The sequence below is a fragment of the Achromobacter sp. GD03932 genome, assembly GCF_029839485.1.
Lineage (GTDB): Bacteria > Pseudomonadota > Gammaproteobacteria > Burkholderiales > Burkholderiaceae_B > Achromobacter > Achromobacter bronchisepticus_A.
Map to the genome: position 1 here is coordinate 22,197 of NZ_JAOCAT010000008.1, position 26,759 is coordinate 48,955.

At 67.8% G+C, this 26,759-nt stretch carries 23 protein-coding genes; 20 read left to right on the forward strand and 3 right to left on the reverse strand.

Annotated elements, in window-relative coordinates:
• Positions 1 to 53 precede the first annotated feature (53 nt).
• The 9 genes from N5C88_RS09430 (at position 54) to N5C88_RS09470 (ending at position 7,979) form a co-directional block, all read left to right on the forward strand.
• Complete coding sequence (locus tag N5C88_RS09430) at positions 54 to 956, forward strand: branched-chain amino acid ABC transporter permease (RefSeq protein WP_059377535.1); 903 nt, start codon at positions 54 to 56, stop codon at positions 954 to 956.
• Positions 953 to 1,951 (forward strand): branched-chain amino acid ABC transporter permease, encoded by a 999-nt coding sequence (locus tag N5C88_RS09435; RefSeq protein WP_059377534.1) that lies wholly within the window; start codon positions 953 to 955, stop codon positions 1,949 to 1,951. Before N5C88_RS09430 ends, N5C88_RS09435 begins: the two co-directional genes overlap by 4 nt.
• A complete protein-coding gene (locus tag N5C88_RS09440) occupies positions 1,948 to 2,712 on the forward strand; it encodes an ABC transporter ATP-binding protein (RefSeq protein WP_280015229.1) in 765 nt (254 codons plus the stop codon). Before N5C88_RS09435 ends, N5C88_RS09440 begins: the two co-directional genes overlap by 4 nt.
• The gene (locus tag N5C88_RS09445) at positions 2,705 to 3,424 is read left to right on the forward strand and encodes an ABC transporter ATP-binding protein (protein WP_059377529.1); all 720 of its coding nucleotides are present in this window, start codon (positions 2,705 to 2,707) and stop codon (positions 3,422 to 3,424) included. Before N5C88_RS09440 ends, N5C88_RS09445 begins: the two co-directional genes overlap by 8 nt.
• 19 nt (positions 3,425 to 3,443) lie before the next feature.
• Positions 3,444 to 4,196 carry an SDR family NAD(P)-dependent oxidoreductase gene (locus N5C88_RS09450; protein ID WP_059377527.1) on the forward strand — a complete coding sequence of 251 codons (753 nt, stop codon included), beginning with the start codon at positions 3,444 to 3,446 and terminating at the stop codon, positions 4,194 to 4,196.
• Between the two features lie 9 nt (positions 4,197 to 4,205).
• Positions 4,206 to 4,934, forward strand: a complete 729-nt coding sequence (locus N5C88_RS09455; RefSeq protein WP_059377524.1) for an SDR family oxidoreductase — start codon at positions 4,206 to 4,208, stop codon at positions 4,932 to 4,934.
• 5 nt (positions 4,935 to 4,939) lie between these two features.
• On the forward strand, positions 4,940 to 6,646 hold the full coding sequence (locus N5C88_RS09460; protein WP_280015230.1) for an FAD-dependent oxidoreductase: 1,707 nt from the start codon (positions 4,940 to 4,942) through the stop codon (positions 6,644 to 6,646).
• A gap of 25 nt (positions 6,647 to 6,671) precedes the next feature.
• Entirely contained in the window at positions 6,672 to 7,271 is a 600-nt protein-coding gene (locus tag N5C88_RS09465) for a glutathione S-transferase (protein ID WP_059377518.1), read from the forward strand.
• A 201-nt stretch (positions 7,272 to 7,472) separates the two neighbouring features.
• Positions 7,473 to 7,979, forward strand: a complete 507-nt coding sequence (locus N5C88_RS09470; protein ID WP_251878771.1) for a hypothetical protein — start codon at positions 7,473 to 7,475, stop codon at positions 7,977 to 7,979.
• A 60-nt stretch (positions 7,980 to 8,039) separates the two neighbouring features.
• On the opposite strand, the gene N5C88_RS09475 is transcribed toward N5C88_RS09470, so the two are convergent.
• Positions 8,040 to 9,377 carry a DUF3100 domain-containing protein gene (locus tag N5C88_RS09475; RefSeq protein ID WP_059377512.1) on the reverse strand — a complete coding sequence of 446 codons (1,338 nt, stop codon included), beginning with the start codon at positions 9,375 to 9,377 and terminating at the stop codon, positions 8,040 to 8,042.
• A 292-nt stretch (positions 9,378 to 9,669) separates the two neighbouring features.
• Between N5C88_RS09475 and N5C88_RS09480 the strand changes: the two genes are divergently transcribed.
• The 4 genes from N5C88_RS09480 to N5C88_RS09495 all read left to right on the forward strand — a co-directional run bounded on the left by N5C88_RS09480 (position 9,670) and on the right by N5C88_RS09495 (position 13,402).
• Positions 9,670 to 10,605 carry a LysR family transcriptional regulator gene (locus N5C88_RS09480; RefSeq protein WP_059377510.1) on the forward strand — a complete coding sequence of 312 codons (936 nt, stop codon included), beginning with the start codon at positions 9,670 to 9,672 and terminating at the stop codon, positions 10,603 to 10,605.
• A 74-nt stretch (positions 10,606 to 10,679) separates the two neighbouring features.
• The gene (locus N5C88_RS09485; protein WP_059377509.1) at positions 10,680 to 10,871 is read left to right on the forward strand and encodes a DUF2970 domain-containing protein; all 192 of its coding nucleotides are present in this window, start codon (positions 10,680 to 10,682) and stop codon (positions 10,869 to 10,871) included.
• Positions 10,872 to 11,121: 250 nt separating this feature from the next.
• Complete coding sequence (locus tag N5C88_RS09490; protein WP_059377508.1) at positions 11,122 to 12,864, forward strand: nitrite/sulfite reductase; 1,743 nt, start codon at positions 11,122 to 11,124, stop codon at positions 12,862 to 12,864.
• Positions 12,857 to 13,402: a DUF934 domain-containing protein gene (locus N5C88_RS09495; RefSeq protein ID WP_280015231.1), complete on the forward strand. Its 546-nt coding sequence runs from the start codon at positions 12,857 to 12,859 to the stop codon at positions 13,400 to 13,402. The genes N5C88_RS09490 and N5C88_RS09495 overlap by 8 nt, the downstream gene beginning before the upstream one ends.
• On the opposite strand, the gene N5C88_RS09500 is transcribed toward N5C88_RS09495, so the two are convergent.
• Positions 13,399 to 14,196 (reverse strand): IclR family transcriptional regulator C-terminal domain-containing protein, encoded by a 798-nt coding sequence (locus N5C88_RS09500; protein WP_059377503.1) that lies wholly within the window; start codon positions 14,194 to 14,196, stop codon positions 13,399 to 13,401. The two genes, N5C88_RS09495 and N5C88_RS09500, sit on opposite strands and share 4 nt — an antisense overlap.
• Positions 14,197 to 14,298: 102 nt before the next feature.
• On the opposite strand from N5C88_RS09500, the gene N5C88_RS09505 reads away from it, so the two are divergent.
• From N5C88_RS09505 to N5C88_RS09515, 3 genes are read left to right on the forward strand one after another with little or no spacing between them, the layout of a single operon-like run.
• Entirely contained in the window at positions 14,299 to 15,282 is a 984-nt protein-coding gene (locus N5C88_RS09505; protein WP_280015232.1) for a tripartite tricarboxylate transporter substrate binding protein, read from the forward strand.
• A gap of 10 nt (positions 15,283 to 15,292) precedes the next feature.
• Positions 15,293 to 16,810 carry an AMP-binding protein gene (locus N5C88_RS09510; protein WP_280015233.1) on the forward strand — a complete coding sequence of 506 codons (1,518 nt, stop codon included), beginning with the start codon at positions 15,293 to 15,295 and terminating at the stop codon, positions 16,808 to 16,810.
• Positions 16,807 to 17,592 carry a citryl-CoA lyase gene (locus N5C88_RS09515; protein WP_280015234.1) on the forward strand — a complete coding sequence of 262 codons (786 nt, stop codon included), beginning with the start codon at positions 16,807 to 16,809 and terminating at the stop codon, positions 17,590 to 17,592. Before N5C88_RS09510 ends, N5C88_RS09515 begins: the two co-directional genes overlap by 4 nt.
• Before the next feature lie 63 nt (positions 17,593 to 17,655).
• On the opposite strand, the gene metH is transcribed toward N5C88_RS09515, so the two are convergent.
• The gene (gene metH, locus N5C88_RS09520) at positions 17,656 to 21,429 is read right to left on the reverse strand and encodes a methionine synthase (RefSeq protein WP_118933646.1); all 3,774 of its coding nucleotides are present in this window, start codon (positions 21,427 to 21,429) and stop codon (positions 17,656 to 17,658) included.
• A 443-nt stretch (positions 21,430 to 21,872) separates the two neighbouring features.
• Here metH and N5C88_RS09525 point away from each other — a divergent pair, with 443 nt between their 5' ends.
• The 4 genes from N5C88_RS09525 to thiD all read left to right on the forward strand — a co-directional run bounded on the left by N5C88_RS09525 (position 21,873) and on the right by thiD (position 26,701).
• Positions 21,873 to 23,918 (forward strand): TonB-dependent receptor, encoded by a 2,046-nt coding sequence (locus N5C88_RS09525; RefSeq protein ID WP_280015235.1) that lies wholly within the window; start codon positions 21,873 to 21,875, stop codon positions 23,916 to 23,918.
• Positions 23,919 to 23,971: 53 nt separating this feature from the next.
• Positions 23,972 to 24,910 (forward strand): cobalamin-binding protein, encoded by a 939-nt coding sequence (locus N5C88_RS09530; RefSeq protein ID WP_280015236.1) that lies wholly within the window; start codon positions 23,972 to 23,974, stop codon positions 24,908 to 24,910.
• A gap of 148 nt (positions 24,911 to 25,058) precedes the next feature.
• On the forward strand, positions 25,059 to 25,862 hold the full coding sequence (locus tag N5C88_RS09535) for a thiazole synthase (protein WP_054454980.1): 804 nt from the start codon (positions 25,059 to 25,061) through the stop codon (positions 25,860 to 25,862).
• Positions 25,859 to 26,701 carry a bifunctional hydroxymethylpyrimidine kinase/phosphomethylpyrimidine kinase gene (gene thiD / locus N5C88_RS09540; RefSeq protein WP_280015237.1) on the forward strand — a complete coding sequence of 281 codons (843 nt, stop codon included), beginning with the start codon at positions 25,859 to 25,861 and terminating at the stop codon, positions 26,699 to 26,701. The genes N5C88_RS09535 and thiD overlap by 4 nt, the downstream gene beginning before the upstream one ends.
• Positions 26,702 to 26,759 lie beyond the last annotated feature (58 nt).

A 26,759-nucleotide genomic window follows, 5' to 3' on the forward strand; every position in this document is an offset into this window, starting at 1 on the left:
ATGGGCCTGGCCCGCGCGTTGGCGCAGCAGCGCGCGGGCTGCCGGAGAACATCATGAGCTTTGCCGATATCTGGCTGTTCCTGCAGCAGGGGGTGCTGTCGGGACTGGTGACGGGCAGCGTGTACGCGCTGCTGGCGGTCGCCGTAGTCATCATTTTCAAGACCACCGACGTGCCCAATTTCGCCCAGGGCGAGATCTTCATGGTCGGCGGCTACATCGCCCTGTTCCTCACCCTGGTGATGGGCTGGCCCTATCTCGTCGTCATTCCCATCACGCTCGCCGCCGTGGCCGTCCTGTCCGGCCTGTTCCAGCGCGTCGTGATGGAACGCGTCATCGCCTCCAAGGGCGTGGGCGTGCAGATGGTGATCGCCACGCTGGGCCTGGCCTATGCGCTCAAGGGGCTGGTGCGCCAGACCGGCCTGGGCGACACGCCGCGCTCGCTGCCGCCGCTGGCCTCGACCGACGCCATCATCATCGGCGACGCGGTGCTGACCCAGCTGGACCTGGTGATCTTCGCGGTCGCAGTGGCGGTGATGCTGCTGCTGTTCGGCATGTTCACCTATACCCGGGTCGGCCGCGCCATGCGCGCCGTGGGCATGAATCCCAAGGCCGCCCGCCTGGTGGGCGTGAACCTGACCCGCATCCGCATGCTGGTGTGGGCCCTGGCCGGCTTGATATCGGCGGTCGCGGCGCTGCTCATCACGCCCAAGATCCTGATCACGCCCGACATCGGCCACATCGCCATCCTGGCCTACGCCGCGGCCATCGTGGGCGGCATCACCAGCCTGCCTGGAGCGGTGGTGGGCGGCTTCGTGATCGGCGTGGCCGAGAACCTGGTCGGGCTGTTCATTTCTACCAATGCCATCGTGGTCGCGCCCTTCGTGGCCATCATGGTCGTGCTGCTGCTGCGTCCGCAAGGGCTCCTGGGCGGCAAACTGCAGGTGAAGAAAGTATGAGCAAGAAAATCGACCATGCGCTGCTGGCGCTGATGGCCATCGTGCTGGCGATCCTGCCTTTCGCGGCCAGCGGCTATGTCATCTATGTGGTGAACCTGCTGATGGTGTTCGTGGTGCTGGCGCTGGGCCTGCACCTGGTCATCGGCGAAACCGGGCAGTTCGCGCTCTCGCACGCGGCCTTCTACGGCGTGGGCATCTATACCGCCGGCCTCATCAACAACCTGTGGCATCCGCCCTTCTTCATTTCCATCATCGCGGGCGGGCTGCTGGCAGCCGCGCTGGGCTATGTGATCGGCGCGCTGGCGCTGCGCATGCGCGACATCTACCTGGCGCTGTCCACCTTCGCCTTCGGCGAGGCGATGCAGTGGGTGTTCCTGAACTGGCAATCGGTCACCAATGGCTCGAACGGCTTCCGGATCTCGCCGGCCACGCTGTTCGGCTATGAACTGGTGTCGGACGCGAAGGCCTATCCCTTCGTGGTGCTGATCGCCGCGCTGCTGCTGTGGGCCACCGTCGCCCTGTCCCGTTCGCAGCTGGGTTCGGCGTTTCGCGCCGTGCGCGAGAGCGACGTGGCGGCCCAGGCCATGGGCGTGAACGTCAACGCCATCAAGCGCACGGCCTTCACGCTTTCCGCGGCCTACGCCGGCATCGCGGGCGGCATGTACACGACCTTCGCTTCCTTCATCCACCCTGAGAGCCTGGGCTTCCAGACCACCATCCTGATCCTGACGATGGTGGTGGTCGGCGGCATCGGTTCGGTGCGCGGCGCCATCGCGGGCGCGCTGGCCTTCGGCCTGATCTCCGAGCTGCTGCGCCAGGCGTTGTCGTTCCAGGAAATCATCTACGGCGTCATCCTGATGGGCTTCATGATGTTTGCGCCCAAGGGCCTGTTCGCAGGCCGCGGCGCGCGCGGACGGGCTCCGGCGCCGGCCGCGCCCTTGCCTTCCGCCACGCGCCCGGCCGCGGCCAAACCGACCCAAAGGAGCGCCGCATGAGCAGCCATCCCTATCTGGACGTGCAAGGCCTGACCGTCAAGTTCGGCGGCCTCACCGCCATCAACGGCCTGTCCATGCAAGTGGAGCGCGGCCGCATCCATGCGCTGATCGGACCCAACGGCGCCGGCAAGTCCACCACCTTCAATTGCATCTCGCGCTACTACCGTCCCAGCAGCGGCAGCATCTTGTTCGACGGCGCCGACATCACCCGCAAGAAGCCGCACGAAATGGCGGCGCTGGGCGTGGCGCGCACCTTCCAGAACCTGGAGCTGTTCGGCGCGCTGAGCGTGCGCGAAAACGCGCTGCTGGGCACCTATGCGCATGGCGCCGACAACGCGGCCAAGCTGCTGCGCCCCGCGGCCGCGCAGACACGCGAGCGCGTCGAACACCTGCTGGAGCGCGTCGGGCTGGCCGACTTCCTGGACACGCCGGCGTGCAGCCTGGACTTCGGCCGCCAGAAGATGCTGGAGCTGGCGCGCGCCCTGGCCATATCGCCCAAGCTGCTGTTGCTGGACGAGCCCGCGGCCGGCCTGCGCAATCGCGAAATCGAAACGCTGGACCGCCTGCTGACGGAGCTGTGCGAACGCGACGGCATCACGGTGCTGCTGGTGGAACACGTCATGCAGCTGGTGATGTCGATCTCGCATCGCATCACCGTCATGTCCTTTGGCGAGAAGATCGCCGAAGGCACGCCCGCTCAGGTGCGCAGCAACCCGCGGGTCATTGAAGCCTATCTGGGCAAGGGAGCCGCCGGTGGCTGATCATCTGCTTGAAGTCGACGCGGTATCGGCCGCCTACGGCAATATCCGCGCCCTGCAGGACGTATCGCTGAAAGTGCCGCAGGGCGCCATCGTGGCGCTGCTGGGCGCCAACGGCGCGGGCAAGTCCACCACGCTGAACGTGATCTCGCGCCTGGTGGCGCCCACCGCGGGCAGCGTGCGCTTTGCGGGCGAACCCATACACCGCCTGGCAGCGGACGCCATCGTCGGGCGCGGCATCGTGCAGGTGCCGGAGGGCCGCGAGATCTTCCGCGACATGAGCGTGCGCGAGAACCTGGAGATGGGCGCCTACCTGCGCACCGACCGGGGCGCGGTGCGGCAGGACCTGGACATGGTGTGCGACACCTTCCCGCGCCTGCGCGAACGCTACGAACAAAAGGCCGCGACGCTGTCCGGCGGCGAACAGCAGATGCTGGCCACGGGCCGCGCCATGATGGCGCGCCCGCGCATGATCCTGCTGGACGAACCGTCCATGGGCCTGTCGCCACTGGTGGTCGAACAGATCTTCGACATCGTACTGCGGCTGAACCGCGAGCAAGGCATCACCATCCTGCTGGTGGAGCAGAACGTGAAGCTTGCGCTGTCGGTGTCCAGCTACGCGTACATCCTCGAAAACGGCGAGATCGCGCTGGAAGGCGAGTCCGCCGCGCTCGCCAGCGACGAAGGCGTGCAGCGCGCCTATCTGGGCGCCTGAGGCGCCGAAAGGACCGACCATGATATCGATGCAAGACAAGCGGGTGCTCGTCACGGGCGCGGGCCGCGGCCTGGGCGCGGCCATCGCGCAGGGCTTCGCCAGGCAAGGCGCGGCCGTGATCGTCGCCGACGTGGATGCCGCACTGGCCGCCGCCACCGTGCAGGCCATCCGCGCCGCGGGCGGCAAGGCCGCGGACGCGGTGCTGGACGTGACGGATGCCGCCGCCGTGCGCGACTTTGCGCAACGGTCCGCCACCGAACACGGCAATCTGGACATCCTGATCAACAACGCCGGGATATCGGCGCGCGCCCCGTTCGACGATCCCAAGACGCCCGAGATCTGGGAACGCCTGATGAGCGTGAACCTGCAGGGTACGTTCAACGTCACGCACGCCTTCGTCGAACAGTTGAAGGCCACGCGCGGCGCCATCGTCAACCTGTGCTCCATCGTGGCCTACGGCTGCAGCATCTCGACCGCGGGCTACGTGGTGTCCAAGGGCGGCGTGCGCTCGTTCACCGAGGTGCTGGCGCGCGACCTGGCGCCGCACGGCGTGCGCGTGAACGCCGTGGCGCCCGGCCTGATGGAAACCGAGATGACGGCGGGCCAGCGCGCGCAGGCGCAGGGCACGGATTGGTACATGCAGCGCGCCCCCATGGCGCGCGCGGGACGGGCCGACGAGATCGTGGGTCCGGTTCTTTTCCTGGCCTCGGACATGGCCAGCTACGTGAACGGCGTGGTGCTGCCCGTGGACGGCGGCTACCTGGCCGTGTGAGGAAACATCATGAATCAGGGCACGGCATTGGTCACGGGCGGCGCCAGCGGCATGGGTCTTGCCATCGTGGAACGGCTGGCGCGCGACGGTTTTCGCGTCGTGATGGCCGACCGCAACGCGGAACTGGCCGCGAAAGAGGCCGAATCGCTACGGGCGCAAGGGCTGGACGTGGAACACCGCGTGGTGGACCTGACGGACGAAGCCGCCACCCGCGCGTTGGCCCGGTCGCTCGCGCCGCTGGCCGCATTGGTCAATAACGCGGGGCTGTTCGACGAACGCAAGTTCTTTGAAGTGGGCAGCGCCGACTACCGCCGCGCCTTTGACGTCAACCTGCTGGCGGTGGCGACCTTGACGCAGGAGGCCGCGCGCGACATGGCGCCGGGCGCCAAGATCGTCAACATCGCCTCGCGCGCCTACCTGGGCGCAAAGAATCATCCGCACTACGTGGCCTCGAAAGCGGCCTTGGTCGGCTATACGCGGGCCTCGGCCATGGAACTGGCCCCGCGCGGCATCCTGGTCAATGCCATCGCCCCCGGGCTCATCGATACACCGCTCTTGCGCAACCTCACGCCCGAACGCCTTGCGGCCCAACTGGCCCTGCAGCCCACCGGCCGCGCCGGCCAGCCGCAAGACATCGCCTATGCCGTGTCCTTCCTGGCCGCGCCGCACATGGACTTCATCACCGGCCAGGTCATCTTCGTGGACGGCGGCAAATCGCTGGGCGGATCGGGAGCATAGGCAGCATGGAAGGCATTACTTGGGACAAGGAAGTCGACGCGCTGGTGGTCGGCTCGGGCGCGGGCGGCATGGCCGCGGCCCTGACGGCGCGCGAGGAAGGACTGGACGTGCTGCTGGTGGAAAAGACCGGCCGCATCGGCGGCTCAACCGCGATCTCCGGCGGCGCGCTGTGGATACCGCTGAACGCGCAGACGGACGCCGCCGGCCATCCGGACAGCTACGAGAAGGTCTGGACCTATCTGGAACAAACCGTGGGTACGGCGGCGCCCGACGACATGAAGCGCGCCTACCTCGAAGCCGGACCGCGCATGATGGATTACCTGGTGTCGCGCGGCATCCTGGACCTGGCCGCGCGCACCGCCTCGCCCGATTACTACCCCGACCTGCCCGGCGCCGCGATGGGCGGGCGCTCGCTCGACCCGCTGGAGTTCGACGGCCGCAAGCTCGGCCGCGACTTCCGCATGCTGCGCGATCCCCTGAAGGAATTCACGGTGCTGGGCGGCATGATGGTCAACATCACCGATGTGCGTCATCTGCTGCGCGCCACGCGTTCATTTGCGGCCTGGCGTCACAGCATGAAGCTGGTGCTGCGCTATGCCGCCGACCGTGCGCGCGGCTATCACCGCGGCACCCGGCTGCTGCTGGGCAATGCGCTGGCCGCGCAGCTGTTCCACGGCATGCTGGCGCGCAGGATCGAGTACTGGCTGGACACACCCGCGCTGGCGTTGCACCGCGACGCGGCGGGCCGCGTGCAGGGCGTCGCGGTCCGGCGTAACGGCAAGACGCTGAACATCCGCGCGCGCCGCGGCGTGGTGATGGCCACGGGCGGCTTTCCCTGGGATCCGGCGCGCCGCGCGCAGAGCTATCCCCAGCCCACCGGTCTGTGGTCCATGTCGCCGCGGGACAACGCGGGCGACGGCATCCGCCTGTCCGAAGCCGCCGGCGCCGCGCTCGGCTCGGGCCACGCCAGCCCCGCGTTCTGGGCGCCGGTCTCGCTGCTGGAATCCGCGGACGGCAAGCCCCTGCATTACCCGCACCTGGTGTGGGACCGGGCCAAGCCGGGCCTCATCGCGGTCAATGGCGCGGGCCAGCGCTTCGTGAACGAATCGGCCTCGTACCACGAGTTCGTGCAGGCCATGTATCGCAGCCATGGCACGACGCCCAGCATTCCCGCCTTCCTGATCTGCGACCAGCGCTTCATCGACACCTGGGGCCTGGGCCTGGCGCTGCCGGGGGGCCGGCCGCGCCAACATCTGATCGACGCCGGCTATCTGCTGCAAGCCGGCACGCTGGCGGCGCTGGCGGCCCGGCTGGGCGTGCCCGCCGATGCGCTGCAGGCCACGGTGGAACGCTACAACGCCCACGCGGCCCAAGGCCAGGATCCGGATTTCGGCAAGGGATCGACCGCCTACAACCGTTACCTGGGCGATCCGGAACACGCTCCCAATCCCTGCCTCGCGCCGCTGGCCGCGGGTCCCTACTACGCGGTCAAGGTCTATCCCGGCGACATCGGCACCGCTTGCGGCATCGCCGCCAATCCGCATGCCCAGGCCCTGGACGGCGCGGGCGCGCCCATTGCTGGCCTCTACGTGGCCGGCAACGACATGCAGTCGGTGATGGGCGGCGCCTATCCCGGCCCCGGCATCACACTCGGTCCCGCCCTGACCTTCGGCTGGATCGCTGGACAACATCTGGCCCATGCACAACACTGACGCCTCTCCACCGACAAGGATCCTCATGAAAATCTTCTACTCGCCCGCCTCGCCCTTCGTGCGCAAATGCATGGTCATCGCCCATGAGCTCGGCCTGGCCGACCGCATCGAGAAGCTGCCGAGCGCGGCTGGCCCCGTCGCCCGCGACCAGACCATCATCCCCAGCAACCCGCTGGGCCAGGTGCCCACCTTCATCACCGATGACGGCCAGACGCTGTACGACAGCCGCGTGGTCTGCGAATACCTGAACGAGCTGGGCGGCGGTTCGCTGTTCCCGGCCGGCAAGACGCGCTGGCAGGTGCTGACGGAACAATCCATGGCCGACGGCATGCTGGGCGCGGCGCTGCTGGCCCGCTACGAAACCGTGCTGCGTCCGGAAGCGCTGCGCTGGGACGGCTGGGTCGAGGGCCAACTGGGCAAGGTCCGCGACGGCCTCGCGCTGGTGGAAAAGAACGCCGCTGCGCTGGCTGGCCGCCTGGACATCGGCACCATCACCATCGGTTGCGCGCTGGGCTATCTGGACTTCCGCTTCCCCGACCTGGACTGGCGCGCCGGCCACCCCGCCACCGCCGCCTGGTACGAAACCTTCAGCCAGCGTCCGTCCATGCAGGCCACCAAGCCCTGACCCGGTTTGGGCAGGCGCAGGGCCGGGAGAACCCGCCGGGCTCCCTGGCCATCACCTGCCTTGGTACGGCGCGGCCCCGAGCAGCGTCGCTAGGCCCCTGACGCGTGCAGGGGCCTTTTTTTTCGCCCGCATCGCCCCCAGCTGTTACAGTGAAGTCGGCAGGCGGGCCGATCCGCCGGCCATCACCAGAAGAGGCCCAGCATGAACGTCGCTGCGATCTCCGCCATCCACCGGGCTGACGCGCCCTATCCCGCGCGCTCCGCCGCGTTGGACGCCGCCCGCGCATTTCCCGAAACCCAACGCGTGGCCCATGTCCACGCGGCCCGGGCTGCGGCCGCCGGCCACGCGGCGCAAGCCGGCCGCGAACGCGCCAGCCTGCCATTGCCGCTGACCTCCTTCGACGCCTCGAACGCGGACGCGCTGCGCGACCTGCACGCGGCATCGCGCATGCGCCGCGCCGTTGAGGACTTCACCGCGCAGCCCGACCCCGTGGCCCAGCGCGCCGGCTCCGCCAACGACCTGGGCACGATCGAAGGCCTGATGCCATTGCAGGCCTATCGCCTCGCCATGGGTAATCCGCAAGTCCAGGAACTGCAGACCGCCGTGGCCATGAAGGCGGCGGGCCTGGGCGTTCCCAAGGTCGCCAACATCGGCGCGACCGAGAACGTCACGGACAACGCGCGCTACCGGCCGGGTTTCGCGCCCTGACCAAAAAAAACCGCCTGACAAAAAGCATCAGGCGGTTCTTGATTCGGGAACGGGCCGCGATCAGTGGAAGAATTCCGCGATCATGGTCGCACCCAGGAAGGTGCCGGCGTTGGCGGCCAGGGACACCACCACGATCTTCCAGCCCAGCTTGCGGAACGCCGGCAGGTCCTTCAGGATCGACAGGCCGGCCATGGCCAGGATCACGGTCGTGAACGGCAGGAAATTCACCTTGCCGACCATCGCGATGATCTGGTCCGAGTACGGCAGCACGCCGGGGCAGCCCGCGGTCATGGCGATCAGCGACAGCACGAACACGGCCGGCAGCTTGGGCACCACGCGCAGCACCAGGTCGGTAATGACGACCAGCAGGATGATGATGCCCATGCCCGGCAAGGCGTCGGCGAACGGCACGTTGTAGCCCAGGCGGTTGCCCACCAGCGCGAACAGGCCGCAGATGACATAGGCGGTCAGGCGGTCGCCGAAGCCCATCTTGACGCCGTGCGCCGGCGCATCCTGCGTGACCTCGTCATCAGCGGCGGCGGTCTCGGCCTTGCCGCGCGAGAAGCGGCCCAGCACGGGCTCCAGCTTGCCATACAGGAAGATGGTGGTCGGCAGCGAGATGAAGAGCGTGAAGTACACGCCCACCACAGTGGTCAGCAGGTTGGCGGCGGCGGCCAGCGCGGCCACCTGGTGCGCGACTTCGGGCGTCTGCTGGGATGCGATCGCGCCCACGCCTGCGGCCATCATGCTGCCCGAGCCCACGCCGGCGCCCATGGCGAGCGAGCGCGGATCGAAGATGTTCAGGCTGGTGATGAAGCCGGCCATCAGGGCCACGAACAGCGCGCCGATCACGGTGCCGGTGATGTATTCGGCCATCACGCCGCGGCCTTCGGGCGAGTTCATGCCGTAGCGTTCGCCGATGATGGCCAGGCTGGGCTCGCGGCCCACCGAGAAAGTGGCGCCGATGGCCTCGCGCTTGATGCCCAGCAGCAGGGCCAGCGGCAAGCCGACGGCCATGGTGCCGAAGAAGTGGCCGAACTCCTGGAACACCAGGGCCCAGCCGGCTTCGCGCACCTGCGGCAAGGCGCCACCCACCATCAGGCCCAGCTTGGCCAGGAAGGGCAGCAGCGCGTATTGCAGATAGCCGCTGATGCGGGTCTGCATGGCGGTGTCAATGTTCAGGCCGGCCGGCATGCGCTGGCCGAAGGCGGCCACGATGGCGCCGATGAAAATCGCCCACAGCATCGGCTGCAGGATGATCTTGCCCGGCCCCACGTTGAAGGTGGCGCTGCCGATCGCTTCAGAAATGACGACCACCAGCAAAATGGCGGCGAGCATGCGGATGCGCCCGGATAGCGGCATGGAAGGCGCGGCCAGGCTTGCGCTGGCGTGAGACATCGGATTCCCCTGATGAACGTGAATAGTCGTCGTGGCTGCCCGCCGCAATCCCGGCCGGCCGGCGCCCGCAATGGGCGTCGCAGCGCGGCGGCGGCGACGGCGCGCGCAGCAGGGCCGATTTTCGCCGGCGGCCTTACGCGCAACCATGACAGGGCTGGCGCAGAAACGTTGCGTAAAATGCAACGGATAGGCTTTTCCAGGGAAAATTTTGCATGATCTCGCACCATGCAAGGGTAAACCCTAGATTGTATCTGTGGATCTGCCGCCGCACTCCCGCCACGGAGCCCTCGCCATGGACGAAAAACTCGACGCCCGCCGCACCCACTATTTCATGCAGGTCATGAGCCGCGGCTCGGTGCGCGGCGCCGCCGAAGTGCTGGACATGGACCCGTCCGCCGTCAGCCGCGCCATCGCCGCGCTGGAGCGCGATTGCGGCATCGCCCTGTTCGAGCGCCGCGGGCGCGGCGTGGTGCCGACCGACGCCGGCCATATCCTGGCGCGCTACATCAAGCGCCAGCAAGACATCCAGGAGAGCTTCTTCTCCGAGATCGACAGCCTGCGCAAGGCCGAACGGGGACACATAGACCTGGTGCTGGGCGAAGGCTTCGTGGAGCTGATGTTCGAGCGCGTGCTGCCCGGCTACTGGCGCAGCCACCCGGAGGTCACCCTGGACATCGACGTGGCGCGCACCTCCGAGATCGTGCAGCGCATCGTGGATGACCGCGCCTATATCGGACTGGTGTTCCAGCCCCCCAACGACGCCCGCCTGCGCACCCATTACTCACGGCCCGAGCCCATCCGCGCCATTGTCCGCGAGGACCACCCGCTGACCCTGCTGCGCCGTCCCCTGCTGCTGACCGATCTGGCCGACTATCCCGGCGCGTCCATGCAGGAGGGTTTCGGTGTGCGCCAGCACATCCAGGCCGCCGAAATCAGCGAACAGGTCAGGCTGCGCAACGTGCTGACCACCTCGTCCTTCAAGGCGCTGTGGCAGTTCGCCGCCGCCGGCATCGGCTACGCGCTTACGCCGCCCATCGCGGTCACGGCCGACCTGCGCGCCCAGCGCCTGGCCAGCTTGCCGCTGGCCAACCCCATCCTCAACCAGGGCAGCCTGCACGTGCTAAGCCGCGCCGGCCGCCATGTGTCCCCCGCCGCGCGCGAACTGCTGGACCACATCGTGCGCGGCATCGGCGCCCCCGCCGGTCCGGCGTCTGATACGGTCGGGTAAGGCGGATCTGCATCTGTCTCCGCGGACGGCGCCGGCCTACATTTGCAGCATCGCCACGACGCCAGGAGGTCTACATGCTCAGTTTCTTGCGCACGGTCAAATCCGTGCTGTGGGGATTCTTCGGCGTGCGCCGCGGGCGGGGCTACGATGCCGACATCGCCAACAACAAGCCGGCGCCATTGATATTGACCGGGCTGCTGATGGCGGCCTGTCTGGTGGTCATTCTGGTCGTGGTAGCGAAGTGGGCGGTGAACGCGGCGTTGTAGACGCGGCCCGTAGGATGGGTGAAGCGCGGCAAAATCGGAACAAGAACCCCGACAACAAACGCGCGCAACCCATCATGCAGCAATCAAATCACGCCTGCGGATCATGGAACGCAGGCGGCATGATCTTATTACCAGAATGACTTAGACGGTCGCCATAGCTGCCTGTTACGGTTATGAACCCCTTTCCCCTGCCGCATTGCGCCAGGCGAGCGCAAGGGCTCAGACCGAGAAGACTTCAAGGGCAGTAGAAATGTACGTGTATGACCCCGTCGACCAGCAGCTCGTCGAGCAACGCGTGGCGCAATTCTCCGACCAGACGCGCCGCTTCCTCGATGGCCAACTAACGGAAGATGAATTCCGCGTTTTGCGCCTGCAGAACGGCCTGTACATCCAGCGCCACGCGCCCATGCTGCGCGTCGCCATTCCCTACGGCATCCTGGCGTCGCGCCAATTGCGCACGCTGGCGCACATTGCCCGCAAATGGGACCGCGGCTACGGCCATTTCAGCACCCGCCAGAACATCCAGTTCAACTGGCCCAAGCTGGAAGACGTGCCGGCCATCCTGGCCGAACTCGCCACGGTGCAGATGCACGCCATCCAGACCAGCGGCAACTGCATCCGCAACACCACCACCGACCACTTCGCCGGCGTCGCGCCGGACGAGCTGGTGGATCCGCTGGTGTGGTGCGAGATCATCCGCCAGTGGTCCACGCTGCATCCCGAATTCGCCTTCCTGCCGCGCAAGTTCAAGATCGCGGTCAGCGGCGCGGTGCAGGACCGCGCGGCCGTGGGCGTGCACGACATCGGCCTGCAAGCCGTCGAACGCGACGGCAAGCTGGGCTTCCGGGTCTGGGTCGGCGGCGGTCTGGGCCGCACGCCCATCGTCGGCAAGCTGATCAACCCCTTCGTCGAATGGCAGGACCTGCTGACCTATCTGCAGGCCGCGCTGCGGGTCTACAACCTGCACGGCCGCCGCGACAACAAGTACAAGGCGCGCATCAAGATCCTCGTCAAGGACCTGACGCCGGAAGTCTACGCGCAACAGGTGGACGAACAGTGGCAGCTCATCAAGGGCGGCCCCGACACCATCACCCAGGAATTCGTCGACAGCATCAAGGCCCGCTTCGTCTGGCCGCAATACGACGCCACTGCCGCGCAGGACGTGGACAACACCGCCGCGCTGGCCGCCGCCGATCCGCGCTTTGCGCGCTGGCTGCGCACCAACGTGCATCCGCACAAGGTAGCCGGCTATGCCGCGGTCACCGTGTCGCTCAAGCCCACCGGCGTGCCGCCGGGCGATATCACCGCCGACCAGATGGACGCGGTGGCCGACCTGGCCGACGACTACGGCTTCGGCGAGCTGCGCGTCTCGCACGAGCAGAACCTGATCCTGGCCGACGTGCGCCGCGCGCGCCTGCATGAACTCTGGACCACGTTGCAGGCGCTGAACCTGGCCACGCCCAACATCGGGCTGCTGACCAACATCATCGCCTGTCCGGGCGGGGATTTCTGCGCGCTGGCCAATGCCGTCTCCATCCCCGTGGCCGAAGCCATCCAGCGCCAGTTCGACAACCTCGACTATCTCTTCGAGATCGGCGAGCTGGACCTGAACATCTCGGGCTGCATCAACTCCTGCGGCCACCATCACGTGGGCCATATCGGCATTCTTGGCGTCGATAAGGCCGGCGAGGAGTGGTATCAGGTCACCATAGGCGGCCGCCAGAACGGCGCCGCCAAGCCGCTGCCCGACATCGAATCCACGCGCGGCGGCGGCGCCGCCATCGGCCGCATCATCGGCCCCTCATTCGCGCGCGAGCAGGTCGCGGGCGTGGTGGACCGCCTGATCCGCACTTACCTGGGCCTGCGCGACAGCGAAGAGGAACGCTTCATCGACGTGGTAGACCGGGTCGGCATCGATCCCTTCAAGCAGGACGTCTACTCCGATCCCGCCTTCGCCAAACCCGCGCAGCAAGCCGAGGCCGCCCATGTCTGAAATCTATCCGCACGACGCCCCCGGCCCGCACCTGATTCGCAACGGCCGCCTGGAAGCGGACGCCTCGCGCGCCTTCACGCCTGAACCCGAGGTTCCCGCCGAGGGCCAGGTGCCTGGCGACGCGCCGGGCTGGATCGTGCCGCTTTCCGTCTGGAAGACCTCGCGCGCCACCTTGCGCCGCCACCAGCATCCCGTCGCGGTCCTGCTCGACCCCGACGCCGATCTGCGCGACCTGGCCGAAGCCGACGGCACCCTGGACCCCGCCGGCATTGCCTTCATCGCCGTGGATTTTCCGGTCTACACCGATGGCCGCGGCTATTCGCTGGCGCAGCTGCTGCGCACGCGCTACCAGTGGCAAGGCGAACTACGCGCGGTCGGCGACGTGATGATCGACACCATCCACTACCAGGCGCGCGTTGGCTTCGACAGCTTCCTGGTCAAGCCCGGCCACGATCCGCACAAGGCCCTGGAAGCCTTCAAGACTTTCACGGTGCATTACCAGAAGACGTACCGGGTGCCGACGCCGGCAGCCGCCTAGGCCGCCGGAAACCCCGGCAACGCCCAGCGCTGCGTCCTGACCTCGTCCTGCGCCAGCTGGGCGCGGATCAGGTCGGCGATATTGCGCTGGCGCGCCGCCTGCATGCGGCTGATCAGGCTGGACACGCTGACGGCCAGGCGCGGATATCCGCCTGCATCGCACAAGGCCACGCCCACGCCCAGCACGCCGGGCACCGCCGCGTTGCCCACCACCGACCAGCCGCGTCCGCGCGTGTTCTCCACCAGGCGCCGCATCTGCGCCACCGTCATGCCGCCGTAGGCGCGCAACGCCTGCTCGTTCTGCGCAATCACCTCTTCCGACTCGTCAGGCGGCAGCGCGGCCAATAGCGCCAGCCCGGCCGCCCCCACGCCCAGCGGCTGGCGGTGCCCCACCGTAACCGCCAGCACCTGCACGGGGTAGTTGCCCACTTCACGGTGCAGGCAGAGCGAATCGTTGCCGGCGCGGCAGATGAGAAAAGCGGAATCGCCGCTGACGTCGCTGATCTGCCGCAGCACCGGCCGCAGGCTGCGCACGGCCTGCGCATGCGGATCGCCCGCCATCATCACGCCCAGCTCGGCCACGCGCCAGCGCGGCGCTTCGGACTCGCGCAGGGCGTAGCCCTCCTGAACCAGCACGTCGAGATAGCGGTAGGCCGTGGTCCGCTGCATGCCCGCCGCGCGCGCGATGTCGACCACGTGCATGCCCGCCGCGCCCGCCTGCCGCAGCACGCCCAGCACGCGCAACCCGCGGCGCAATACGCGCGGCCCGGAGCCTTCGGATTCTGGCTTGTTCATTTTTTGGACAGCTTGCGTTGATGAGGCCCCTATCAAAGCCCAATATGAATCCGGGCAGACGCAGAGCTGTCCAAATATTAGACAAACAGGACGGAGACAACAATGAAGATGCAAAGCAAGCGGTGGGCCGCCGCGGCGGCCGCCCTGGGCGCGCTGCTCGCGGCCCCGGTCCTGGCGGCCAAGCCCTATCCCGAGCGTCCCGTGACGCTGGTCGTGGGCTACGCGGCTGGCGGCGCCACCGACATCGTGGCGCGCCTGATGGCGAAGTCCCTCGCGGAAGAGCTGGGCCAGACCATCGTGGTCGAGAACAAGACCGGCGCCAACAGCAACATCGGCGCGGAAATCGTCGCGCGCGCAGCGCCCGACGGCTACACGCTGTACGTGGGCTCCATCGCCAACACCATCAACCGCACGCTGTACAGCCAGCTCAACTATGACTTCGTGAAGGGCTTCGAGCCCGTGGGCCTGCTGGCGACCATTCCGAACATTCTGGTGGTCAATCCCAAGCTGCCGGTCAAGACCGTGCAGGAATACGTGGCTTACGCCAAGAAGAACCCGGGCAAGCTGACCTGCGCCTCGTCGGGCAGCGGCTCGTCCATCCATCTGTCGTGCGAACTGTTCAAGATGCAGACCGGCACCGACATCCTGCACGTGCCGTACCGCGGCAGCGGCCCGGCCGTGACCGATCTGCTGGGCGGCCAGGTGGATTCCATGTTCGACAACCTGCCCTCGTCGCTGCCGCACGTGCAGGCGGGCAAGCTGCGCGCCATCGGCGTCACCTCGCCGCAGCGTCTGCCGTCCGCCCCCGACACGCCCACCCTGGCCGAATCCGGCTTGGCCGGCTTCGACGTCGAATCCTGGTTCGGCGTGATGGCGCCTGCCGGCACCCCCAAACCCATCGTCGAGCGCCTGAACCAGGCCATCAACAAGGCGCTGGCCAGCCCGGCGCTGCAGGCGTCCTACCAGCAGTCCGGCTTCTACGCGCCGCAGCAGCCCAACACGCCCGACACCTACGCCAGGAAGATCGCCAGCGAGATCGACAAGTGGGGCAAGGTCGTCAAGAGCGCCAATCTCAAAGCCAACTAGGAACACCAGGATGTACCCGATAGATTTCTTCTTCCGCGCTGCCGAGCAGTATCCGGACCGCATCGCGCTGGACGGACCCGAAGACCAGGTCACGTACTCACGGCTGGCCGCCGACACGCGGGCGCTGGCCGCGGCCTTGCAGGAACTCGATCCTGCGCCGCAAACGCGGGTGGCGATCTGCGCCGGCAATTCCGCTCGGCACATCCTGGCGCTGCTGGCCGTGCTGGCCAGCGGCAAGGTGTGGGTACCGCTCAACTACCGCAGCACCGAGCGCGAGATCGGGCGCATCCTGGACGCGACCGAGCCGTCCATCGTGATCGTGGACGGCATGGGCGCGCCGCTGGCGCCCGAGGCCCAGGCGCCGCAAGGCCGCCGCCACATCCATCTGGAAGACGCGGCGGCGCCGCTGGCGCTGGACGCGCTGCTGGCCCGCTGCGCCGGACGCGAACCGCAACGCCATGCGCTGCCGCGCGACGCCACCCAGGCCATCAAGTTCACCGGCGGCACCACCGGCCTGCCCAAGGGCGTGATGCAGCCTTACCACGCGTGGAATGCGGGCATCATCAACCAGATCATGAGCTGGAGCCTGACCCACGAAGACCGCTACGTCGTGGCAGCCCCCATCACGCATGGCACCGGCACCTATCTCTTGCCGGTGCTGGCTTGCGGCGGCGCCCATCTGCTGCTGGATGGCGTCACGCCGGCCAGCATCACCGCCGCCTTCCGCGAACGCGGCGGCACGCTGAGCTTCATGCCGCCCACGCTGATCTACATGATCATGGCGCAACCCGGCGTCTCGCGCGCCGACTTCCCGCGCCTGCGCAACCTGATCTACGGCGGCGCGCCCATGCCCGTGGAAAAGATCGACCGGGCGCGCGACTTCTTCGGCCCGGTGCTGGGCACCACCTACGGCCAGACCGAGGCGCCGCAGATCATGACGGTGCTGCGGCCCGCCGATCTGGAAGCCCCGGAGAACCGCGCCTCGGTCGGACGCGTCACCTGGCTCAGCGACGTGGCCATCATGTCGCCCGACGGCGCGCTGCTGCCGCGCGGCGAGATCGGCGAGGTCGTGGTGCAGGGCGATCTGGTCATGTCCGGCTACTGGCGCCTGCCGGAGAAGACCGCCGAAACGGTCGTGGACGGCTGGCTGCATACCGGCGACACCGGCCTGATCGACACGCGCGGCTATCTGTTCCTGAAGGACCGGCTGCGCGATGTGATCATCACGGGCGGCTTCAACATCTACCCGGTGGACGTGGAGAACGCACTGTCCGCGCATCCCGCGGTGTATGAGTGCTCGGTGTTCGGCCTGCCCGACGACAAATGGGGCGAAGCCGTTCACGCCGCCGTGCAGTTCCATCCCGGTGCGCAGGCCAGCGCGGACGAGTTGAAGACCCACGTGCGCGCCCTGCTCGGCCCCGTGGCCACGCCCAAGCAATTCCACATCCATGACAGTCTGCCGCGCTCCAGCGTGGGCAAGGTGCTGAAAAACGCCGTGCGCGACGCGGCCCTGAAGGAGACCCCATGAAAACGCCCGAAACCCGCCTCTGCGCGCATCACCTCACCGGCATGTCCTACCGCGACGTGGATCTGGTCGAAGACCTGATCGGCAAGAAGACCTTCACCGAAGTCATGATCATGCAGATCCTGGGCCGCGAGGCGCGCCCGGTGGACCTGCGCATCGTCGACGCGGTGCTGGTCACGCTGATGGAGCATGGCCTGACGCCCAGCGCCATTGCCACGCGGCTGATCTACATGAGCGCGCCGGAAAACCTGCAGGGCGCGGTGGCGTCCGGGCTGATGGCGGTGGGCAGCCAGTTCGTCGGCACCATGGAAAACTGTTCGCGCCTGCTGGACCGCATCCACCAGGCCGACGATGGCCGCACGGAAGCCCTGGCGATCGCCCGCGAATTCCGCGAATCGCGCAGCGCGTTGCCCGGCTTCGGACACCATCTGCACAAGCCCGACGACCCGCGCTCGATCAAGCTGCTGGCGCTGGCCGAGGCCGAACCAGAGCTCAAGGGCGACTCGCTCAAGGCGCTGCGCCTGCTCGCGGCTGCGATCGACGAGACCTACGGCAAGCACATCACCATCAACGCCACCGGCGCGGTGGCGGCGCTGCTCAGCGAGATCGGCGTGCCGACCGAACTGATGCGCGGCTTCGCCGTCATCTCGCGCGCGGCCGGCCTGGTGTCGCACGTGGCCGAGGAACAGCAAAGCCCGTCCGGGCGCTACATCTGGGAAACCATCGACCACGCCATTCCCTATGTGGGCCGTGGCAAGACGCATCAGGACGCAGAGCAAGCGTAACGGCACAGCCGCATGGACGGGGGAATGGCCGGCGAGTACGCCTGGCCGCTCCCCCGGCAGCGCTCAACCCAGGTTCGGCGCCAGGGTGCGCTTCAGGTCTTCGATGCTGCGGCCGCTGCGGGCCGCATAGTCCTGCAGCTGGTCTTCGCCGATCACACCCACATTGAAGTACTGCGACTGCGGGTGGCTGAAGTAGAAGCCGGACACGCTGGAAGCCGGGTACATGGCGTAGCTGTCGGTCAGCATCATGCCGATGTCGGCGCCGTCCAGTACGCGGAACATGTCGGTCTTGATGACGTGTTCCGGGCAGGCCGGATAGCCGGGCGCGGGGCGGATGCCCACGTATTTCTCGGCGATCATGTCCTCGTTGGACAGGGCTTCGTCGGGCGCGTAGCCCCACAGGTCCTGGCGCACGCGGGCATGCAGGCATTCGGCGAAGCCTTCGGCCAGGCGGTCGGCCAGCGACTTGAGCATGATGCTGGAGTAATCGTCCAGCGCCTTTTCGAATTCCGCTTCCTTCTTTTCGATGCCCAGGCCCGCCGTGACGGCGAACATGCCGATGTAGTCCAGCTTGCCGCTGGACTTGGGCGCGATGAAGTCGGACAGCGACTTGTTGCTGACGCCTTCGCGCTTGGCGCCCTGCTGGCGCAGGTTGCGATAGGTGAACAGCACCTCGCTGCGGGTCTCGTCCTTGTAGACCTCGATGTCTTCGTCGTTGATGCTGTTGGCCGGATAGAAGCCCACCACGCCGTTGGCGGTGAGCCAGCGGCCTTCGATGATGCGCTTCATCATGGCCTGGCCGTCGGCGTAGACCTTGCGCGCCTGCTCGCCCACGACCTTGTCGTCCAGGATGGCCGGGAACGGGCCGAACAGGCTCCAGGTCTGGAAGAACGGGCCCCAGTCCACGTACTTGGCGATCTCGGCCAGGTCGTAGCTCTTGAACGTGCGGCGGCCGATGAACTTGGGGCGCGGCGGCGTGTAGTTGTCCCAGTCGATCGCGGGGCGCGAGGCGCGCGCTTCGGCCAGCGGCAGGATGGGCGTGGCCTTGCGGTTGGCGTGGCGGCGGCGCACCTCTTCGTATTCCTGGGCCAGATCGGCCAGGTAGGCTTCCGACTGATCCGACATCAGGCTGGTGGCCACGCCCACTGAACGGCTGGCGTCCGGCACGTAGATCACCGGGCCTTCGTAGTTGGGCGCGATCTTCACGGCGGTATGCACGCGGCTGGTGGTGGCCCCGCCTATCATCAGCGGCAGCTTGCGGCTGCGGAAGTATTCGTCGCGCTGCATTTCGCTGGCGACGTAGGCCATTTCTTCCAGGCTGGGCGTGATCAGGCCGGACAGGCCGACGATGTCGGCGTTCTCTTCCTTGGCCTTTTCCAGGATCTGGGCGCAGGGCACCATCACGCCCATGTTCACGACTTCGAAGTTATTGCACTGCAGGACCACCGACACGATGTTCTTGCCGATGTCGTGCACGTCGCCCTTGACCGTGGCGATGACGATCTTGCCCTTGGCGCGCACGTCGCCGCCGGCGGCCGCGATCTGGCGCTTTTCTTCCTCGATGAAGGGAACCAGGTGGGCCACGGCCTGCTTCATGACGCGGGCCGACTTCACCACCTGCGGCAGGAACATCTTGCCCTCGCCGAACAGGTCGCCCACCACGTTCATGCCGTCCATCAGCGGGCCTTCGATCACTTCGATCGGACGGCCACCGCGCGCGGCGATCTTCTGGCGCACTTCCTCGGTGTCCTCGACGATGAAGGCGGTGATGCCGTGCACCAGCGCGTGCGACAGGCGGGCCTCGACCTCAGCGTTGCGCCAGGTCAGGTCTTCTTCCTTCTTGGCGCCCGAGCCCTTCACGCTGTCGGCGAACTGCACCAGGCGTTCGGTCGGCGTGCGCTCGTCGTCGGCGTCCGTCTTGCCCACGGGCTCGGCGCGGTCCAGCACCACGTCCTCGACCAGGTCGCGCAGCTTGGGATCCAGGTCGGCGTACACGCCCAGCTGGCCGGCGTTGACGATGCCCATCGTCATGCCTTCCTTCACGGCGTAGTAGAGGAACACCGTGTGGATCGCCTCGCGCATCGGCTCATTGCCGCGGAACGAGAAGCTGACGTTGGACACGCCGCCCGAAATGCGGGCGTAGGGCAGGTTTTCGCGGATCCAGCGCGTGCCTTCGATGAAGTCCACGGCGTAGTGGTTGTGCTCGTCGATGCCGGTCGCGACCGCGAAGACGTTGGGGTCGAAGATGATGTCTTCCGGCGGGAAGCCTTCTTCCTCGACCAGGATCTTGTAGGCGCGGCCGCAGATTTCCTTGCGGCGCTCCAGCGTGTCGGCCTGGCCCAGTTCGTCGAACGCCATCACCACCACGGCCGCGCCGTAGCGGCGGCACAGGCGCGCATGGTGGCGGAAGGGCTCCAGCCCTTCCTTCATGGAGATCGAGTTCACCACGGGCTTGCCCTGCACGCACTTCAGGCCTTCCTCGATGACTTCCCACTTGGAGCTGTCGATCATGATCGGCACGCGCGCGATGTCGGGCTCGGACGCGATCAGGTTGAGAAAGCGCCGCATGCAGGCCACCGAATCCAGCATGGCCTCGTCCATGTTGATGTCGATGATCTGCGCGCCGTTCTCGACCTGCTGGCGGGCCACGGCCAGCGCCTCGTCGTATTTCTCTTCGCGGATCAGGCGGGCAAACATCTTGCTGCCCGTCACGTTGGTGCGTTCGCCCACGTTGACGTAGAGCGTGTCTTCGTCGATGTTCAGCGGTTCCAGGCCCGACAGGCGGGTCTTCACCGGAATGTCCGGCACGGCGCGCGGGGTCAGCGACATGACCTTGGCCGCGATCTCGCGGATGTGGTCCGGCGTGGTGCCGCAACAGCCGCCCGACATGTTCACCAGGCCGGCACGCGCGAACTCCTCCAGCAGCGCGGAGGTGTCGGCCGGGGTTTCGTCGAAGCCGGTTTCGGCCATCGGGTTGGGCAGGCCGGCGTTCGGATAGACGCAGACGTAGGTGTCGCAGATGCGGGCCAGCTCGGCCACGTAGGGGCGCATCAGCGCCGCGCCCAGCGCGCAGTTCAGGCCGATGGTGATGGGGCGCGCATGGCGCACCGAGTTCCAGAAGGCTTCCACGGTCTGGCCGGAAAGGATGCGGCCGGACGCGTCGGTCACCGTGCCCGAGATCATCACGGGCAGGCGCACGCCGCGCGCCTCGAACACTTCCTCGGTGGCGAAGATGGCCGCCTTGGCGTTGAGGGTGTCGAAGATGGTTTCGATCAGGACGATGTCGATGCCGCCGTCCAGCAGGCCGTTGAGCTGCTCCACATAGGCGACGCGCAGTTCCTCGAAGGTGACGTTGCGCGCGCCCGGATCGTTCACGTCCGGCGAGATCGAGGCCGTCTTGGGCTGCGGGCCCAGCGCGCCGGCCACGAAACGCGGCCGCTCGGGCGTGCTGTAGGCGTCACAGGCCTCGCGCGCCAGGCGGGCGGACACCAGGTTCAGTTCGTAGGCCAGTTCCGGCAGCTCGTAGTCGCCCTGCGCGATGGTCGTCGCGCCGAAGGTGTTGGTCTCGATGACGTCGGCGCCCGCTTCCAGGTATTGCCGGTGGATCTCGGAGATCACGTCCGGGCGCACCAGCGACAGCAGCTCGTTGTTGCCCTTGACGTCCTTGCCGTGGCCGGCGAAGCGCTCGCCGCGGAAGTCCGCCTCGCCCAGCTTGTAGCGCTGGATCATGGTGCCCATGGCGCCATCCAGAATCAGGATGCGCTTGCCCAGCAGGCGGGCGAATTCACCGCCATGGGTATAGGCTTCGGGCGGGTAAGGCAGGCGGGGATACGACACGGGCAGGTCCGGATGGAGTTGGCGATGGCGGCGCAATGTGGCGAAAAAGCGAAAAACGCCGCAAAAACAAGCCCTGATCGTAACAAAATGGGCCTATCCGCGCCTCCCGGTGATACAGTTTCGGCCCCGAACCGGTGCTTTCGGCGCACAGGGCAGGCAAGAACGCAACACTTGCCGCACCGCGCGCGAAAGGTAAACGGGAAACAGGAAGAACCTCCCAGGGCTGCCGCCCCACAAGGCGCCGGCAACCCCTGGCTCCAGCCTGTGCTGCCCCCGCAACGGTCCCCATGCGCGCAATGCGCCCATGGCAGCCCGATACCGGCCTGTTCGATCGTCAGGAAGTCCATGCATTGCCGCCAGGCCTACACCGGCCCGCCGCGGCTTGGGCATCCTCCCCATCGTGAATGGCCTGCGGGGTCGCGGGTCGCATCGAGGTTACGTAGATGAAAACCCGCTCCATCCGGCGCTATGCCGGCGCCCTGCTCTGCTCCGCCCCGGCCATCGCCGCCGCCCAGCAAGCCGCCTCCTCCACTCCCCAGCTCGACGCCATCACGGTCACCGCCCAGCGCGTGCCGACCGACGGCCGCACGCTGCCGGTGTCGATCTCGGTCATCACCGCCGAAGACATCGCCGCGTCCAGCGCCCGCACCATGCAGGACGTGCTGTCGACCCAGGCCGGCATCCACCTGATCAACACCAGCAGCTCGAGCGACAACTCCATCGTCGACCTGCGCGGCTTCGGCATCACCGGCGCCAGCAACACGCTGATCCTGATCGATGGCGTCAAGCAGAACACCAACGACCTGTCGGCGCCCAGCCTCGGCGTAGTGCCGCTGGACCAGGTCGAGCGCATTGAAATCGTGCGCGGCAGCGGTTCCGTGCAATACGGCGGCGGCACCACCGGCGGCGTGATCAACATCATCACGCGTTCCGATTTCACCAAGGAGCCGGTCGCCGCCCGCGCCACCGCCACCTTCGGCAGCTATGGCCTGCGCCAGTACGACGCGGCCGTGTCCATGAACAATGAAAAGGTCGGCGTCGACGCCTACATGCAATCGCTGCACAGCGACGGCTACCGCGACCACAGCGGCGAGCGCCGCGAGGGCGGCGGCGGCGGCATCACGTTCCGCCACGACGACGGCTCGATCCGCCTGTACGGCCGCACCACCACGCAGAAGCTGGAGTTGCCCGGTCCGCGCACGATCAACCCCAAGACCGGCCTGAACGAGTACCAGGACGATCCGCGCGGCTCGAAGAACGACGTCGATTACGTCAAGACCACCACCACTACCTTCGGCCTGCAGCTCGAGCAGGCGATCGGCGCCGGCACCCTGTACGCCGACCTGTCGACCCGCGAGAAAAAGCTCGACGGCCTGACCTACGACGGCTTCGGCGACATCCTGCGCGACCAGAAGCTGGAAGAGAACATCGCCAGCGTGCGCTACCGCCTGCCGATCAACGGCGGCCACAGCATCGTCTTCGGCGCCGACGGCCAGGAAGCCAAGACCACCGCCAACCAGAACGCCTACTACGACTTCCAGCCCTCGAAGTGGCAGTCGCGCCAGCACCAGTACGGCCTGTTCGCCGAAGGCCAGGTGCGCGCCACCGACAGCACCTACGTGACGGCCGGCGTGCGCCGCCAGTACGCCTCCGACGACCTGGACGTGATCTCTGGCTCGGGCACGGCGTCGGACCGCAGCAACCACCTGACCGCCTGGCAGCTGGGCGTGCGCCAGGACCTGCCCGCCGGTTTCGGCGTGTACGGCAAGGTCGGCCGCAGCTTCCGCCTGCCCAACGCCGACGAACTGCTGTCGGTGCAGACCTCGCTGGCGCCGCAGACCTCCACCGACAAGGAAATCGGCGTGACCTGGCAGTCGGCCAGCAGCAGCGCCCGCCTGTCGTACTTCCGCTATGACCTGACCAACGAAATCCAGTACAACCCGCTGGCTGATGGCATCTGGGGTCCGGGCACGGGCGCCAACACCAACCTGGACCCGACCCGCCGCCAAGGCATCGAACTGGAAGGCCACACCGCGATCTCCAGCAGCGTGTCGCTGGACGCCAACCTGACCTGGATGGAAGCGCAATTCCGCTCCGGCACCTACGCCGGCGTGGACCTGGCGGGCAAGACCGTGCCGCTGGCGCCCAAGTGGCTGGCCAACGCCGGCGTGACCTGGCGTCCCACCGATGCGTTCCTGTGGAACGTGACGGCGCAATACGTGGGCAAGTCGCGCATGGACAACGACCAGGCCAACCAGTTCGCCAAGGAACTGGACGCCTACGTGCTGTTCAACACCAAGGTGGCCTACAAGTTCACGCGCAACATCGAAGGCGCCATCGGCGTGAACAACATCTTCGACCGCCAGTACGCCACCTACGGCATCCGCGGCGGCAATGCTTCGTTCGAGATGCTGGGTCCGGTCGCCAATTACAGCCTGTACCCCGCCCCGGGCCGCAATTTCTACGCGTCGCTCACGCTGCGCTACTGATCGCGGCATTCCGATATAGTCGGCGTTCCCCGCTGGCTATATCGGCTTCCTGCATGCCCCTCGCACGTACCCACCCTCGCATCGCTCCGGGGCTGTTCCTGGCCCTGGGCGCGCTGCTGTCCGCGGGACTCGCCGCAGCAGGTCCGGCGACGGATACCGGGGCGGGTTCCGCCGCCGGCGCGGTCATCCAGATCCGCGACGACCAGGGACGCCAGGTCTCGCTGGCCGCTCCCGCCCGGCGCGCCGTCACCCTGGCCCCGCACGCCACCGAGCTGGTCTTTGCCGCCGGCGCGGGCGACCGGCTCATCGCCACCATCCGTGGCAGCGACTATCCGCCCGCCGCCCGCCAGTTGCCCATCATCGGCGACGGCACCCAGCCCGATCCCGAACGCGTGGCTGCCGTACGTCCGGACCTGCTGATCGCCTGGCAGCCCGCCGCCGCCGCGCCGCTGGCGCGGGTGATGGACAAGCTGGGCGTGCCGGTGTTCTACAGCGACCCGCAGACCCTGGCCGCCATCCCCGACGCGGTCGAACGCATGGGCGCGCTGTTCGGCACCGAAGCGCAGGCGCAGCCTGCCGCCCAGGCCCTGCGCGCTCGCCTGGACACCCTGGCCGCCCGCTATGCCGGCCGCCGCCCCGTGCGCGTGTTCGTGCAGGCGGGGCTGGACCCCATCTACACCTTGAACGACAGCAGCATCGTCAGCGACGCCCTGCGCGTCTGCGGCGGCGTCAATGTCTTCGGCCAGGCGCCCGTGGTGGCGCCCCAGGTCACGCTGGAAAGCGTGCTGGCGGCGCGCCCCGAGGCGGTGCTGGCCGGCATCTCCCGCCCCGAGGACGGCGCCCGCAACCTGGCCGCCTGGCAGGCGCTGGGACTGCCCGCCGCGCGGCTGGGGCATGTGTACGGCGTGGATGCCGACGCGCTGTACCGCCCGGGTCCGCGTTTGATCGACGCCGCCGAGGCGATCTGCGCCGACCTGGACCGCCTGCGCTGAACGTGTCCGCACCACGATCTGCAAATAGTGGAACGCCGCATTTCACCGAGCACGTCTGCCGCGCGGCGCCGTGCTTTATCATTCGTCCAACGTATCGCCAGTCCCCGCGGGTCTCGCATCGTGCGCACCCGCCCTTTGAACCTCCGCCATGACCACTCAAGACACTCTCACCATCGCCGGCCGCGCCTACTCGTCGCGCCTGCTCGTCGGCACCGGCAAGTACAAGGACTTCGAACAGACCCGCGCGGCGTTGGACGCCAGCGGCACCGAGATCGTCACCGTCGCCATCCGCCGCACCAATATCGGCCAGAACGCCGGTGAACCGAACCTGCTGGACTACGTCCCGCCGTCCAAATTCACGCTGCTGCCCAACACCGCCGGCTGCTACAGCGCCGACGAGGCCGTGCGCACGCTGCGCCTGGCGCGCGAACTGCTGGACGGCCACGACCTGGTGAAGCTGGAAGTGCTGGGCGACCCGCAGACCCTCTTCCCCAACATGCCGGAGACCCTGAAGGCCACCAAGACCCTGGTGGACGAAGGCTTCAAGGTCATGGTGTATTGCACCGACGATCCCATCCAGTGCCGCATGCTGGAAGACCTGGGCGCGGTCGCCGTGATGCCGCTGGCCTCGCTGATCGGCTCGGGCATGGGCATCCTGAATCCCTGGAACCTGCGCCTGATCATCGAGCAGGCCCGCGTGCCCATCGTGGTGGACGCCGGCGTGGGTACCGCGTCGGACGCCGCTATCGCCATGGAGCTGGGCTGCGACGCCGTCCTGATGAACACCGCCATCGCCGGCGCGCGCGATCCCATCCTGATGGCCAGCGCCATGAAGAAGGGCGTGGAAGCCGGCCGCGAGGCCTTCCTGGCCGGCCGCATGCCCAAGAAGCTGTACAGCGGCGCCCCCAGCTCGCCCAACGAAGGCCTGATCACGGCGGGCGCCCCCAAATGAACGGCCGCCAGCAGGCCGCCAGCGGCCGCCCCATCCCCAACGCGCTGACCATCGCTGGCGTCGACCCCTCCGGCGGCGCCGGCATCCTGGCCGACGTCAAGGCCATGAGCGCGCTGGGCGCCTACGGCTGCGCGGTGATCGCCGCGCTGACGGCGCAGAACACCCAGGGCGTCACCGGCATCTCGGCGGTCCCGCCCGCTTTCGTCGGCCAGCAGATCGACACGCTGTTCGCGGACGTGCGCATCGACGCGGTCAAGATCGGCATGCTGGGCCAGCAGCCGGTGATCCAGGTGGTGGCCGAGAAGCTCGCCAAGTGGGCACCGGCCCACGTGGTGCTGGACCCGGTGATGGTGGCCAAAAGCGGCGACCTGCTGCTGGAACGCGACGCCCTGGGCGCCATGCGCGAGGCCCTGCTGCCGCAGTCCACCCTGCTGACGCCCAACCTGCCCGAAGCCGGCGTGCTGCTGGAAGAGCGTCCGGTCGAGACCGTCAAGGAAATGCGGCGCGTGGCCGAACGCCTGCGCAACAAGCTGGCGCATTCAGGTGAGCGCTGGGTGCTGGTCAAGGGCGGCCACCTGCCCGGCAGCGAGACCATCGACCTGCTGCATGACGGCGACCGCATGATCGAGCTGCCCGGCCACCGCATCGAGACCGTCAACACCCACGGCACCGGCTGCACGCTGTCGGCGGCGCTGGCCGCGCTGCTGCCGCAAACCGGGGACGTGCCCGAGGCGGCGCGCCGCGCCAAGGCCTACCTCACGGAGGCCATCCGCCACGCCGAGCGCCTGTCGGTGGGTTCGGGCCACGGCCCGGTGCACCACTTCCACGCCTGGTGGTAGATCCGGGCGGCGTCTGAAACATCTGTCGGCGGGGTCGGGCGTCACAGTACGCTACGAA

What these genes read in the sequence shown, in the direction of transcription:
- N5C88_RS09430 (WP_059377535.1), top strand. Translation starts at nt 54, where the DNA reads ATGAGCTTTGCCGATATCTGGCTGTTCCTGCAGCAGGGGGTGCTGTCG.
- N5C88_RS09435 (WP_059377534.1), top strand. Translation starts at nt 953, where the DNA reads ATGAGCAAGAAAATCGACCATGCGCTGCTGGCGCTGATGGCCATCGTG.
- N5C88_RS09440 (WP_280015229.1), top strand. Translation starts at nt 1,948, where the DNA reads ATGAGCAGCCATCCCTATCTGGACGTGCAAGGCCTGACCGTCAAGTTC.
- N5C88_RS09450 (WP_059377527.1), top strand. Translation starts at nt 3,444, where the DNA reads ATGATATCGATGCAAGACAAGCGGGTGCTCGTCACGGGCGCGGGCCGC.
- N5C88_RS09455 (WP_059377524.1), top strand. Translation starts at nt 4,206, where the DNA reads ATGAATCAGGGCACGGCATTGGTCACGGGCGGCGCCAGCGGCATGGGT.
- N5C88_RS09460 (WP_280015230.1), top strand. Translation starts at nt 4,940, where the DNA reads ATGGAAGGCATTACTTGGGACAAGGAAGTCGACGCGCTGGTGGTCGGC.
- N5C88_RS09465 (WP_059377518.1), top strand. Translation starts at nt 6,672, where the DNA reads ATGAAAATCTTCTACTCGCCCGCCTCGCCCTTCGTGCGCAAATGCATG.
- N5C88_RS09470 (WP_251878771.1), top strand. Translation starts at nt 7,473, where the DNA reads ATGAACGTCGCTGCGATCTCCGCCATCCACCGGGCTGACGCGCCCTAT.
- N5C88_RS09475 (WP_059377512.1), bottom strand. Translation starts at nt 9,377, where the DNA reads ATGTCTCACGCCAGCGCAAGCCTGGCCGCGCCTTCCATGCCGCTATCC.
- N5C88_RS09480 (WP_059377510.1), top strand. Translation starts at nt 9,670, where the DNA reads ATGGACGAAAAACTCGACGCCCGCCGCACCCACTATTTCATGCAGGTC.
- N5C88_RS09485 (WP_059377509.1), top strand. Translation starts at nt 10,680, where the DNA reads ATGCTCAGTTTCTTGCGCACGGTCAAATCCGTGCTGTGGGGATTCTTC.
- N5C88_RS09490 (WP_059377508.1), top strand. Translation starts at nt 11,122, where the DNA reads ATGTACGTGTATGACCCCGTCGACCAGCAGCTCGTCGAGCAACGCGTG.
- N5C88_RS09495 (WP_280015231.1), top strand. Translation starts at nt 12,857, where the DNA reads ATGTCTGAAATCTATCCGCACGACGCCCCCGGCCCGCACCTGATTCGC.
- N5C88_RS09500 (WP_059377503.1), bottom strand. Translation starts at nt 14,196, where the DNA reads ATGAACAAGCCAGAATCCGAAGGCTCCGGGCCGCGCGTATTGCGCCGC.
- N5C88_RS09505 (WP_280015232.1), top strand. Translation starts at nt 14,299, where the DNA reads ATGAAGATGCAAAGCAAGCGGTGGGCCGCCGCGGCGGCCGCCCTGGGC.
- N5C88_RS09510 (WP_280015233.1), top strand. Translation starts at nt 15,293, where the DNA reads ATGTACCCGATAGATTTCTTCTTCCGCGCTGCCGAGCAGTATCCGGAC.
- N5C88_RS09515 (WP_280015234.1), top strand. Translation starts at nt 16,807, where the DNA reads ATGAAAACGCCCGAAACCCGCCTCTGCGCGCATCACCTCACCGGCATG.
- N5C88_RS09525 (WP_280015235.1), top strand. Translation starts at nt 21,873, where the DNA reads ATGAAAACCCGCTCCATCCGGCGCTATGCCGGCGCCCTGCTCTGCTCC.
- N5C88_RS09530 (WP_280015236.1), top strand. Translation starts at nt 23,972, where the DNA reads ATGCCCCTCGCACGTACCCACCCTCGCATCGCTCCGGGGCTGTTCCTG.
- N5C88_RS09535 (WP_054454980.1), top strand. Translation starts at nt 25,059, where the DNA reads ATGACCACTCAAGACACTCTCACCATCGCCGGCCGCGCCTACTCGTCG.
- thiD (WP_280015237.1), top strand. Translation starts at nt 25,859, where the DNA reads ATGAACGGCCGCCAGCAGGCCGCCAGCGGCCGCCCCATCCCCAACGCG.